The organism is Roseobacter sp. EG26, from assembly GCF_049830555.1.
Lineage (GTDB): Bacteria > Pseudomonadota > Alphaproteobacteria > Rhodobacterales > Rhodobacteraceae > Roseobacter.
This window is the reverse complement of record NZ_JBNBLH010000009.1, coordinates 92,329-104,656: the sequence shown is the minus strand read 5'-3', so window position 1 is coordinate 104,656 and position 12,328 is coordinate 92,329. Positions and strand designations below refer to the sequence as shown.

Sequence of the window (12,328 nt, the reverse complement as noted above, 5' to 3'; positions counted from 1 at the left end):
TGGCTCAGAACATGTCGCGCAGATCAAGAACGGGTGCATCGCGCTCAACCTCGAAGGCTGTAGCACCCCGGTCAGTGATCACCTGAACCTCCAGTTCCAGCGCGTTCGGAAAGGCGTCGAAGTAGGCAAAGTCGATCAGCGTCGCCTGCGCGGGATTTGCGCAATTCAGCAGGTATTCGGCATGAAACTCGGTGTGATGCGCCTCTTCGGCATGGTCGTGATCTTCTTCGTGGGCGGCGTGGTTTTCGTCCTTATGATCGTGCTCTGCGTGATCGTCACCCTCTTCTTCGTGTTCTGCATGATCCTCATGCCCATGCTCATCATTTGCCTCTTCACTTTCCAGGGAAGCACTTGCCTGCACAACGCTGCATCCAGCAGCCGCAGGCAGAGCGAAGAGATCAAGGGGACGTGCAAGCGTGGCCACCGCAGCGTCCACAAGGCCACGATCTTCAGCGCTCTCGGCAGTATATTCAAAGCCCACGATATCCGCACCCGGTGCGTGCAATTCCATCGCGATCTGGTCACCATCGAAAGCGATGTTCAACTGACCTACACCGTGTTCGTGGGCGTCCAATTGGCGGGTTTCGTCTGCAGTAGCAGCGCTTGCAGTGAGGATGATGAGAGCAGTTGGAACGAGTCTGGTCATGGCTTTGATCCTATTTGGAGGTCTGGAAGGCTTATGTCGCGCAGGCTTGGCAGCGACCGTGGATTTCGACGATGTGGCGCGTGGCCTGAAATGCTGACTGCTCAGACAGGGCTTTGAGCTTAGGCAAAATCGGAGACCCATCATGTTCCTCAACGGTGCCACAATCCTCACAGACGGCGAGCACAGGAACTGATGCCTCGTGATCACAGCGGCAAGGTACAAATGCCTTCATGGATTCCAACTTGTGCGCCCGGCCTTGTTCCGTCAGTGCCGCGAGCGTACGGTAGATCGTTGGTGCCGCGAGACCGGGCTCACCAGGTTTCATTCGGTCCAGAATGGCATAAGCCGTCATGGGCTTGCCGTGCCTTTTTAGTACTTTCAAGACATCCGATTGTCGCGTTGCCGCCTGTTTCCGCATGAACAGCGTCCCCTGATAAGCGAATCATTTAGTACTTTATAAAATAACTTTGAGCTGAGATCACCATGCCAAATTGAGGGTGGCCCGTCTGTAAGCCCAACACAGGCAGAGCATCTGGAACGGCCTCAGTTTCCATCTAATCGTCGTGAAGCTACGGAGAGTTGCGTATTTGATGGGACATGCCTCCGGGCCTTAGCAATACGCGGTCCTCTCGGCTGTCTGACCTTCGGAAACAGGCAGAAAGAATTTTGCCATGCCCAAAGCTGAATCCTTGCCAATTTGTGGTCAAACGCTTCTGTAATGTTTTTGTCCATTACCTTCGATCTTTCGAAACGATTGAAGTTTTGCCGTCGTCCTTAGCTGTTGATCGACGTATCATGTGAGCGTGACAACAATAAATCTGCTCACCGCAAGCATAGCTTTGCAAAACAATCTGTGGTGGATCAGAAACCAAACCTGATCCAAAGATGTTGGTATTACCTCTTCAGTCCTGTCTCGCCGTGGTGAGCCGAAGCGAGACCAACGGTTTCTTAGTCCCTGCTCTGGGCTTTCTAAGTCAAATAAACCCACCATCTGTTTGCACCCAAAACCGATCATCCTTTGGCACAACTCTACTGAGCTAAGACAGGCACGCATTAGCAAGCGCCTCTCTCCCGCATTGCTCATATCGGTAAGTACACTATGGTCGTGGGGTTTAATGCCGGAGCTATCAGAAATCAGGGAGAGAGACATGGACGCGATAATCGACTTCCTCAACACCATTTTCTGGGGATATGTATTGATATATGGCTTGCTGGCGGTGGGTTTGTATTTCACTCTGCGCCTCGGGTTTCTCCAGTTTCGGCATTTCCCAGAGTTCTTTCGCGTTATCGCTAAGAGCCCGAAAACGGACGCCGCGGGAATTTCGCCACTCCAGGCGCTGACCATCAGCCTTGCGTCACGGGTCGGTACCGGAAACCTTGCGGGTGTGGCTGTGGCGCTAACCCTTGGCGGGCCGGGCGCGATCTTCTGGATGTGGATGGTGGCGCTGGTCGGCATGGCGACCGCCTATGCTGAATCCACGCTGGCCCAGCTTTACAAGGTCAAGAATGAAGACGGCGAATACCGTGGCGGGCCGGGGTTTTATATGGCCCGCGGTCTGGGACAGCGCTGGATGGGCGTGGTGTTCTCGCTGGCATTGATCCTGTCGTTCGGGCTGGTGTTCTCCGCCGTTCAGGCCAACTCGATTGCCGATGCCACAGCCGCCGCTTTCGGCATTCCCAAGCTGGTTGTCGGGTTGATCATCGGTGGGCTCGTGTCACTGGTCATTTTTGGCGGGATCAAGAAGATCGCCAGCGTGGCTGAAATTGTGGTGCCGGTGATGGCTGGTCTCTACTTGCTGCTGGCGCTTATCGTCATCATCATCAATATCGCCGATGTTCCGGGCACGTTCTGGTTGATCATTTCCTCGGCCTTTGGCCTGCAGGAAGCAGCCGGGGGCGTCACGGGCGGCGTGATGGCAGCCCTGCTCAACGGGGTAAAACGCGGGTTGTTCTCGAACGAAGCGGGCATGGGGTCGGCACCGAACATCGCGGCGGTTGCCACGCCGGCTCCGCACCACCCCGCCTCGCAGGGCATGGTGCAGGGGCTGGGTGTCTTTATTGACACCATTCTGATCTGTACCGCGACGGCGCTGATGATCCTGCTGTCGGGCATCTATGCCCCCAATCAGGAGGTCACCGGGATCGAACTGACGCAGAACGCGCTGACGGCCCATATCGGCGGGCTCGGCAATCTTTTCGTGGCAATCGCCATCTTCTTCTTCGCCTTCACATCCATTATCGGCAACTATTCCTATGCGGAAAACGCGCTGACCTACCTTGGACTGGGCGGCAGGACCTCGTTGATGGTCATGCGCAGCCTGGTCGTGTTGATGGTGATCTGGGGATCAATGCAGAGCGTGCGCACGGTGTTCAATGCCGCCGATGCTTCCATGGGGCTGATGGCCACGGTGAACCTGATCGCAATCATGCTGCTCTCGGGTACGGTGATCAAGCTGACGAAGGACTACTTTGCCCAACGCGCAGCCGGAAAAGAACCCGTCTTTGACAACGATGATTATCCCGAACTCGCGGGCAAGATCGACGGTACGATCTGGACACGCCACGGCAAGGGCTAGATCCGGACCACCGTGATCGTGGTTTTGTAAGATCAACACCCGCGTCCCGACCGTATCGGTAACCGGTCGGGACGCGGGTCACGAGCACATCCGGCCAAGCAACGAAGGACCCGTCATGGCGAATGACACACCCGATCTCAGGCAGATTGTTTCGCAGATCAACAGCGATATGGCCCAGGTTGAAGACCGCGGCAGCGTCGCCAACTATATCCCGCAGCTGGCCTGCGTGGACCCCTTTCAGTTCGGTATCGCCGTGGTCACCGCCGATGGGAGGATCGTAAAGGGCGGGCACGCGGATACACCCTTTTCCATCCAGAGCGTGTCGAAGGTTTTCACGCTGACGCTGGCCCTCAGACAATTGGGCGAAGCGCTCTGGGACCGTGTGGGCTGGGAGCCCTCGGGTGATCCGTTCAATTCCATCGTTCAGCTTGAGGCGGAAAACGGTCGACCACGCAATCCGTTCATCAATGCCGGTGCCATCGCGGTGACGGATGCGCTGCTGGGCCGCCGTACACCGGTGGAGGCCGTCACCGAGATTTTACAGTTTCTGCGCGAGGTCGCGCAGGACGAAAGTATTTCCGTGGATGCAGTCGTCGCCAAGTCCGAAAAGGCATCCGGGTTTCGCAACGTCGCATTGGCCAACTTCATGCGCGATTGGGGGATCATTCGCAATGCGCCTGAGAAGGCACTGGATGTCTATTTCAATCACTGTGCGGTCAGCATGTCCTGCCAGCAACTGGCGCTTGCCGGGCGCTATCTGGCGTGGGGCGGGCGCCTGGGTCCTGAAGGTCCCCAGATCATCCCGGCGATCATCGCGCGGCGTATCAACGCATTGATGCTGACCTGCGGGCACTATGATGGTTCCGGCGCGTTCGCCTTTCGTGTCGGCCTGCCTGGCAAAAGTGGCGTCGGTGGTGGTATTCTGGCCATTGTACCGGGACAGGCATCTATCGCAGTCTGGTCCCCGGGCTTGAATGAGGTCGGTAATTCAAAACTCGGCTCGCTGGCTTTGGAAAAACTAACCAGCCAAACAGGCTGGTCAGTTTTCGCGATGCATTGAGTGGACAGCCCACCCCCCAAAATTCAGCGCGTGCCATCCTTTGCCCAAATCTTTGCTGAGTACCTTCAGCAATGTCACTCAGCCCTCAGCAGCGAACCAAATCTAGCGATCCGTTGCTAATCCCTACAGATCGTCATGAATGAACTGTGCGCGCCTTTCACTTTCGGGCTTAACCAAATCAAGGGCATCTTCCAATACGATGCTTCCGTCGAACAAGGCGCGCCCGACAAGCGCCCCCGAAACGAACGGGACGTATTTTAGCCGCGAAAGATCATCCAAAGTGCGCGACAATCCCCTGGCAATCACAAGAGGTTTGGCCTCACTGGCCAGTTGCGTAACCAAAGCGATGCTATCTTCGGCATCTCCGATATCTGCGTCGATATCCGTTACGATGATCGCCGCAAAAGGATCATCGTCGAAGGCCTTGAGAAGAGCCGAAGGTGTGAATGCACTTTTATGTTGCCAGGCATCGCTGACCACCAAGCCTTCGAAGACATCAACGGCGAGCACAACTTGATCGGGGAACAGTTTTGCGGCCTCCTTTACGATTTCCGGCTGATGCAAGGCCAGCGTACCTACCACCACGCGCCCGACGCCATGGTCGATCCATTCGGCAATGCGTTGCAAGCTACGAAACCCGCCCCCCAATTGCACTGGAATGCCCACAGTGCGGATGATCTCTCTTATGAGATCCGCATTGCGTTCATCACCAGACATCGCGTCAAAATCAGTGATCTGGAGCCACTCCGCGCCAGATTTGGCAAAGCTCTTGGCTTTTTCGACGGGATCGACGTGCCAGATGTGGGGTTCATTGGTGCGACCCCGAAACAGGCTGACACATCGGCCATCAAGCAATTCAATCAATGGATATAGGATCATGGCAGACTTCCTCTAATTCTCATTCCGCCTTTTGGACGCAGGCTACTCATATCTGTGGTTGAATCCCGGTTCGCGACAAGATGCGACGACTCTCGCATATTTTGAGACCCTGCGGACAAATTGCATCATCTTGATCAACGCCAAGCAGGCGGGGTGTTGGCCGAACCAGTGTATTACGCGCCTCGTCTGCAATGCGGCGCATATTCAAGCAGACGAGCGGGTTCGCTTGAGCCAGTCCTTTGTGGCCAACCAAATGACGAGAATGAGTGGTCGCTTTGAAATTTTCTAAACGGGTTGAAACTCTTTGAAACGGGCCCCGTGAGTACCGCCATAAACGACGACTTCAAATCGTCATCAGCCGCGCGTCGGTCGTTCAATCAGGAGAGTGTAGTGACATTTCCCGAAAATATTTGGCCTGTCATCGGTAGGTCGATGATGGGCGGCCTCTTTGTGATTGGCGGGTTGCAGAAGATGCTGGATCCGGGCCCGGTGATGCAACTGCTTGCTGATCAAGGGATGGCCGAGGACCTCATCGTACCTGCAGCGTTGTTGAACCTTTGCGCTGGTGCCTGCGTCATCTTCAATTGGTATCTAAGGCCCACATGCTTCTTGCTCGCTGCCTACTGCGGGTTCACAAGCCTTTTCCATCTTGTTCCAACTGATGGCTGGCAGATGTCTATCTTTGTCAAGAACTGGGCAATAGTGGGCGGGTTTCTTTGCCTGTCAGCTCTCGGCAGCCGTTCCAAATCCTTGGATCCGGACGAAAACGGAAAAACCTGAGTTCAGTTGAAACTTTTCAAGCTCCAAGCTCGTGACTGTTTTGTTGGGGTAAGTTTACGCGGCGCTTTGCAGCGGAAAATTCAAAACCCCTGACGATTAAAACGTTCAACAGGGGAAAAACATGACAATGACGAGAAAACTGATCGTGACGGCCATGGCGCTGATATTGTCGGCGGGAGTTTCAAATGCGGCAACCATCGGTTCTTTTGACGACACGCGCGTTCTTGAGAGGCGCGTCCTGAACACGGGCGCTGATCGTGATGTATTGCGCAACGCTATTGCTGACGGGGGCCATACTTTGGCTGACACGACAGACGTGTTGACCGCCCAATATCTGAACGGGCTCGACGTATTCTATACTTCTGTGCTGGCTTTTGGGAGCGGTTCACCCATTCTGTCCTCCACGGAGCAGGACGCATTGGTATCCTGGGTCAACGGCGGCGGGATTCTTTTGTCGACAGGTGAGATCCCTTTCTTTCGAGCCAGCTATGAGGCGGTTCTCAATCCATTTGGTATCGAATTGGTCGGTCAGGCTGCCGCCAGTGGCTCGGTCTGGGCGAATGATCCCGGCATCGCCCTGCTGTCAAACGGCGTTGCAGGCAGTGATCTGACCGACTCCGGATCCGGGGTTTTGGCGACAGGGATGTCCACCACCCTGGCAACCAATAATGGCAATGTCATTGGTTTGAGCAAGGTCTTCGGATCTGGTCTCGTTATCGCCATCGGCGATAGCAACTTTCTTGACGATCAGTTTATCAATCCCGCCGGTGAGCAGTTTTTTCGCAATGCTTTGAACGCGGAAGTTCCAGCGGTTCCACTGCCCGCCGGCTTGCCATTGTTACTTGCAGGCCTGGGGGCGTTCGGCGTGCTGCGGTCGCGCCGCAAGAGCCCATCTTAACTGGGCTCTGCAAATATTTTTGCGCCTTTGAAACTAACCAACGATCCCTTGCGTGGCTATGGCATCTGGCCATCGAGCGCCATTTTCAGAACAGGAGAAAAACATGAGTAAGATAGTAGTCGCAGGTCTTTTGAGCATGATATCGACGGGTGTCTTCGCAGATGGACACGCGCCGGTACCCCTCGTTGAAGCGACCAACCAATCGGTGTCAAACGGAGTTGTGAGCGCGCATAAGGTTGTCGCCGGAGAGAACGGCTGGCTTGTAGTGCATCGTACGGACGCTGAGATGAAGCCGGGCCCGGTTGTTGGGTATGCCCCGCTCCGTATGGGAGACAACATGGATGTAGCAGCCATCCTCACCGAAGAAATCTCCTCTGGTGAGATGCTGATGCTCATGGTTCACTCCGAAGCGGGCGGTACAAAGACTGGCGTTTTCGAATATACGCTTGGCGCGAAAGAAGATGGCCCAATTCGGATCGACGATAAACTGGTGATGACGGTTGTGACCGCGCAGTAAGCATAGGTCGACATAGGTGCGAATAGCCCAAGTGCCTTTTGGAAGCTGCGGGAGGTATCTTCGCTTTTGATTGACACGTGTCTGTATCGGCATAGCGTGTCTTGGGCGGGGACATCTTTATGACAACACCAGCAGATATCGAAAAGATGATCGCGCAAATTGCATTGCGCGATCATTCCGCGTTTTCGGCGCTCTATGACGCGACAAGCCGGAAGCTCTTCGGCGTCTGCCTTCGTGTCTTGAACAACCGCAGCGAAGCCGAAGAGGTTTTGCAAGAGATCTATGCCCGGATTTGGCACAAAGCCGACAGCTACGCCGTCACAGGCCACAGCCCGATGACATGGCTCATTACACTGGCCCGCAATCTGGCGATCGACAGGTTGCGAACCCGTAAGACACCAACAAAGGACATCGACACCGTTGTGGACTTGGCGGATGATCGACCTGGCCCCGAGGCAGAGGCAATCGCCAGTTCCGAAAGGGCGCGGATTGAAGCTTGCATGGATGAGCTGGAAGCGGCGCGTGCGGATGCCGTCAGACGGGCTTATTTGAGCGGTGAAACATACAAGGAACTCGCGGCACGCCATGGAGTGCCGCTCAACACCATGCGAACTTGGCTACGCCGCAGCCTGCAAAAACTGAGGGACTGTCTGACGCGATGACCACAGCCGATGATCCATATGACGACGAGGTTTTCGCAGCCGAATATGTCCTGCATCTTCTCGATGCTTCGGAACGTCAGCGCTTTGAGACACGTTTGCGGGATGACGCCGGTCTGCGCCAATTGGTTCATCGGTGGGAAGCACAACTGGTGCCAATCGCCGACGAAATCGAAGAGGTTATGCCCCCCGCGCACGTCAGGACTGCTATCATGGCCAAGATCGCGCAGACACCGTCATCGCCGCCCTTCTGGCGTAGGTGGTCAATCGGAATATTGGGTATCGCAGTTGCGATGCTCATTGCGGTTTTCGCATTTGGCCCGCTGTTGCGCGGGACAGTCGATTTGACCCCGCAGTTTCAGGCCGAGCTTACGTCGGAGGACGGCACAATCATTTTAATCGCTGGTGTCATTCCGCCAACACATGAGATCGTTATTGAACGTTTCGCAGATGTCATCCCCGAAGGCCGTGTATTGGAACTGTGGCTGATTGCCCAAGGCAGCGACCTGCCCGTGTCGCTGGGACTGCTGGAAGCCGAAGGTCTGACACGTATCCGCGTTCCCGATGACATCGCCCCGGGGGTGCGCACCGGCACAGTTGCAATCTCCGAAGAACCACCGGGAGGCTCGCCAACAGGCATGCCCACAGGCCAGATTCTGGCGACCGGCACATTCAAAGATATCTAAAGCGTTTCGACTTTACCTTGAGGCGGCGAACAAGCGATCCGATATTGAGTCGAAACGCTATAGGCACCAGTGGATCGGCCGTGAACGTCCGACCGAAGGCTCCCGAACTGCGGGATCCGGGGAATACCGTCCTTGCCTTGAGAGCACAAAATATCTGTAAAACAGGGCAGAAGGCAGCGCCTCCAGATCAGTAAATACTAAGACACTTGCGGTTGGCCCGGCTTTGTTATTGGTTTTGGGCAAGAGATGTCCGCCTATGCCGCCTCCGAAGTTTCGGCCTCGGACTTGATCTCCAGCGGTAGGTTGATGGTCGGTAGCGCCTCTTTGAAAATCGTGGCGCCGTCAACCTTCGCTTCGACCGTGGGCTTCGCGCGGCCCGCAGCAATCGCGGTAATACGACGGTTGGTTACGGTGACAATCAACCCTTCGACCTTGAGCGTGAAAATCACCGGGACCGGTAATTTACGTAGCTCGATGATTTTGCCCAGTTCAATGACGATGTGAGGGGTGAATTCGGCTTTCAAATTGTGGCTGGCAATCGAAACTTGCCGGGGTTTGTCATCCTTGGGGCCCTCGTCTCCGATGAGCGCACCGACCTGTTCCAGTCCTTTCCACGCCTTGAGTAACTCTTTTACCGGTGAGATCGCCAGCGCGTCATCGACAGCCTTCTCCACAGCCATTCTCAGCGTCGACCCGTCGAGGTCTATCGCCTTCAGCTTCGGCCCGCCGTCGCCCTTCAACAAGGACTGACTTACTGCTTCAGCCAGTTCCTGCATGCGGACTTCAGGCAATTCCTTGGACAGAACCTTGCCCTCTACACTTGCTGTTTCAGTCAACCTACTGGCTCCTTGTTCTCTTCAAACGCAATCTCGACCACCGGTGCTTCATCCTCGTCAATGCGTATTGCAAGGCTCGCCGGGGCAGACGGTACAAGCGCAATTCTGGGATCCTGATCGGGTTCCGCAAAGACGCGTAGCTGGGGTGTCGGCGCATGTGCTTCATGGCCCGCGGTATCACCTTGCCTGCGACCTCGCAGGCGCGCGCCGAAAAACCCCATGCCAATGCCGCTCAGAATGAGACCGCCGATCCAGACCCAAGGTGGGGTGGCAAAACCGGGCGCGACAGGTCGGATCAACGTGATTTGCGAACTTGCGAGCATTTGGCCAGCGGCGTCCTGCGCCTCGATCACAAGCGCACGGCTCTGACCTGGTTCCGGTGTGTTGATCTCCCCAAGCCACTCGACCCCGTCAAAACGACCGCGCTCCAGCACTTGGTTCGTGCCTGAATCTGACACAACGATCACCGCAGTATCTGCCGGGTTGATGACCTCAACTAAGAGGCGCGTGGTGCTCGCATCAATCTCAAACCCATCCGGCGAGGTTACAAGCAGCGTGACCGGTTTGGCGGCTGGTCGGGCCAGCGTGATCTGTGCTGACGCATAATCTTTGCCGTCGCGACCAATCGCCACGATGTTCACAAGCCGCGTCGCACCGGGGTCTGGCATGTCGATTTGCAGTTCCGCGCGACCCTGAACCAACGCGCTCTCGGCCATCGCCGTTTGATCCGAACCGTCATCCGCACCCCTGGCGATGATGCTCTCGATCCAGTCCGCGCCGGTCGTGACATGGGCCTCGGCCGTGATCATGTCCGTATCAGCCTCAAACCGTCCGTCTGGCTGCACTTGCAGACGAACTGCGGGGCGTTCAACACGCAAACTGTCTTCAGCCAGAACAATGTTCCCTCGATCGACGGCCTGTGCATGAAAAACGAGTGCTTGACCCGGGGCGGGCATTGCCTGTGTATTGCTCCACTTGCCATTTCCGACGGGCCATCGCGCTAATTCGATCATCTCCGGTGCACCGCGGATGATCAGATCTGTCACAGTCCCGGCGTTTTCCAGTACGAGATTCAGTTGTACCTCATTCGCATCGACAACTTGTCCTGCGGAACTCTCCAGCGTAAGGCGCGGCGGCACGACCGGCTCCGGGCGGGTCAGCGTCACGGTTTGCTCAGCTAATTGCCGACCGCTCCGATCAAGCGCCACAAAAGTCACCCTCTCAGAGCCGCCGGGCTCGGGTGAAGGAAGTGTGAGAACTTCGGAGCCACCACTGAATTCCTTACCGACTGAAGCCACCCCGACTCTGCGGGCTTCAAGCCGGGACACTGCGGAAGCACCACTTGGGATTGTGACCATAAACCCAACGCTCTGGGCATCGACATTCACCACACCTGAGGGGCTCACATCAATCCGCACCGACGGTCGGATCAGACGCAAGGTTGCGGCGTCGCGCGGCCTACCTTCCGGTCCCAGAGCCTCCACCTGAAACGCGGCCTTCTGACCCGGCGGTGGCATCGGTAGGTCAAAGTAAAGCGGCGACCCACCCCATTCCTGGGTTTGATTGCTGATACCGGGACCTGTGATCCTGATCCATCTGGTGGGCCCTGCCTGCCGCAAACCAACGCCGACATTCGTGCGAGGACTATCAACCTCGACCTCGTTCGGTAAATCCAGTTCAACAGGTTGAACGGCAATACACGCGCTGTTCAATTCGTCCCGCAGCGCCGTCCACAGGATACCTCCCGCGTTGAACCTATCCATGCGACCACCCAGGTAGCTGCCGATGGCTTTGCAGGTATTGGGCCCAAGCGCACCATCGCTCCCGCCCGGCGAATTCCCGACACATGCAAGATTTTCCTGCACTTGCCTGACCAGCGCATTGCTTACCGCAACACGCGGGCCACACCAGGGCAAAAGCCGGAGCACAACCTTCGCGCGCGCTGAAAGACCGGCTGAATTCGTTGCCAGGATTGTCGCTGAACGCTCGTTGAAGTCCCGCGGCAGATCTATGGTTGCCGAGTAGTTGGAGGAACCCTGAGGCGCGGACATAGGTACGCGGTTGTTATCCTCGTAAATGAAAAAGACCGATTGAATGCCGCTTTCGCCGTCGGCCACCTTTACCCTGACTGGTGCGGTGCGACCTTGGCCTTGCACAGTTTGCGTTTCAGGCGCGATGTCCGGGCGCGTCCTGTCGGTACGTTCGACATCGTCACCCTTGTCGTTGCTCCCCGCATTTTTATCCGTCTCCGGGTTGTCCGTGTCTGATGTATCACCGCCCGAGTCCAGCGGCCGGTCAAGTTGAGCGAAATTGAAATCCCGGCCAATAAAGACATCGCAATCACCAGCAGTTAGAACAGTGGCGACCTGAGCAAGCCGTATGAGGTCTGACCTAATGCCTTCGCCCCTTAGCCGGATAAACACCTCTCGCGTCGCCGTACAGGTTTTGACCTTTCCCAGAAACTCCCGAACATTTCGGGGTCGGGTCAGCATAACCACCAGAAAAGCACTCTTCATAAACCTTGAGGCATTCGCGACATACAGGCCGGAATAGCCCGGGATCGGTTCAGCACCCCGGGGCACGGTATTGGTTGATTGCGCCATCAATTGCCCAACTGGATGTACCAGCAGGCAAATCGCCACGATCAAACTCAGAACTACACGCATCTCAAATCGCCTTGGCGCGCTATGGGGCAAAAAATTCCTAGAATATGTAAGAAATTAGCACAAAAGCTGACGTTACGCCAATGAAACGGTTGTGGGTACCTGTAGGAGGTGTTCTGAGATCCCTT

12 protein-coding genes are annotated in these 12,328 nt (G+C 56.1%); 7 read left to right on the top strand and 5 right to left on the bottom strand.

The genetic code is table 11. The annotated features are described in order from the left end of the window. Nucleotides 1–4: 4 nt before the first annotated feature. Nucleotides 5–646 (bottom strand): zinc uptake protein ZrgA, encoded by a 642-nt coding sequence (gene zrgA, locus ACOTTU_RS19040; RefSeq protein WP_425660187.1) that lies wholly within the window; start codon nucleotides 644–646, stop codon nucleotides 5–7. Nucleotides 647–677: 31 nt separating this feature from the next. Next, nucleotides 678–1,064, bottom strand: a complete 387-nt coding sequence (locus tag ACOTTU_RS19035) for a Fur family transcriptional regulator (protein WP_425660186.1) — start codon at nucleotides 1,062–1,064, stop codon at nucleotides 678–680. A gap of 730 nt (nucleotides 1,065–1,794) precedes the next feature. Here ACOTTU_RS19035 and ACOTTU_RS19030 point away from each other — a divergent pair. Both ACOTTU_RS19030 and ACOTTU_RS19025 read left to right on the top strand, forming a co-directional pair. After that, a complete protein-coding gene (locus ACOTTU_RS19030) occupies nucleotides 1,795–3,222 on the top strand; it encodes an alanine/glycine:cation symporter family protein (protein WP_425660185.1) in 1,428 nt (475 codons plus the stop codon). Between the two features lie 115 nt (nucleotides 3,223–3,337). Next, a complete protein-coding gene (locus tag ACOTTU_RS19025) occupies nucleotides 3,338–4,282 on the top strand; it encodes a glutaminase (RefSeq protein ID WP_425660184.1) in 945 nt (314 codons plus the stop codon). 123 nt (nucleotides 4,283–4,405) lie between these two features. Here the strand turns inward: ACOTTU_RS19025 and ACOTTU_RS19020 are convergent, their stop codons facing one another. Beyond that, nucleotides 4,406–5,161, bottom strand: a complete 756-nt coding sequence (locus ACOTTU_RS19020; RefSeq protein WP_425660183.1) for a HisA/HisF-related TIM barrel protein — start codon at nucleotides 5,159–5,161, stop codon at nucleotides 4,406–4,408. A 390-nt stretch (nucleotides 5,162–5,551) separates the two neighbouring features. Between ACOTTU_RS19020 and ACOTTU_RS19015 the strand changes: the two genes are divergently transcribed. The 5 genes from ACOTTU_RS19015 to ACOTTU_RS18995 all read left to right on the top strand — a co-directional run bounded on the left by ACOTTU_RS19015 (nucleotide 5,552) and on the right by ACOTTU_RS18995 (nucleotide 8,701). Beyond that, nucleotides 5,552–5,941 carry a DoxX family protein gene (locus tag ACOTTU_RS19015; RefSeq protein WP_425660182.1) on the top strand — a complete coding sequence of 130 codons (390 nt, stop codon included), beginning with the start codon at nucleotides 5,552–5,554 and terminating at the stop codon, nucleotides 5,939–5,941. A gap of 121 nt (nucleotides 5,942–6,062) precedes the next feature. Continuing rightward, entirely contained in the window at nucleotides 6,063–6,839 is a 777-nt protein-coding gene (locus ACOTTU_RS19010) for a VPLPA-CTERM sorting domain-containing protein (protein WP_425660181.1), read from the top strand. 103 nt (nucleotides 6,840–6,942) lie between these two features. Further along, nucleotides 6,943–7,356, top strand: a complete 414-nt coding sequence (locus ACOTTU_RS19005) for a DUF7282 domain-containing protein (RefSeq protein WP_425660180.1) — start codon at nucleotides 6,943–6,945, stop codon at nucleotides 7,354–7,356. 119 nt (nucleotides 7,357–7,475) lie between these two features. Then, nucleotides 7,476–8,018, top strand: a complete 543-nt coding sequence (locus ACOTTU_RS19000; RefSeq protein ID WP_425660179.1) for a sigma-70 family RNA polymerase sigma factor — start codon at nucleotides 7,476–7,478, stop codon at nucleotides 8,016–8,018. Further along, nucleotides 8,015–8,701 (top strand): anti-sigma factor, encoded by a 687-nt coding sequence (locus ACOTTU_RS18995; RefSeq protein ID WP_425660178.1) that lies wholly within the window; start codon nucleotides 8,015–8,017, stop codon nucleotides 8,699–8,701. Before ACOTTU_RS19000 ends, ACOTTU_RS18995 begins: the two co-directional genes overlap by 4 nt. A 254-nt stretch (nucleotides 8,702–8,955) precedes the next feature. Here the strand turns inward: ACOTTU_RS18995 and ACOTTU_RS18990 are convergent, their stop codons facing one another. Beyond that, on the bottom strand, nucleotides 8,956–9,537 hold the full coding sequence (locus tag ACOTTU_RS18990) for a hypothetical protein (protein WP_425660177.1): 582 nt from the start codon (nucleotides 9,535–9,537) through the stop codon (nucleotides 8,956–8,958). Next, the gene (locus ACOTTU_RS18985; RefSeq protein ID WP_425660176.1) at nucleotides 9,534–12,203 is read right to left on the bottom strand and encodes a hypothetical protein; all 2,670 of its coding nucleotides are present in this window, start codon (nucleotides 12,201–12,203) and stop codon (nucleotides 9,534–9,536) included. Before ACOTTU_RS18985 ends, ACOTTU_RS18990 begins: the two co-directional genes overlap by 4 nt. Nucleotides 12,204–12,328 lie beyond the last annotated feature (125 nt).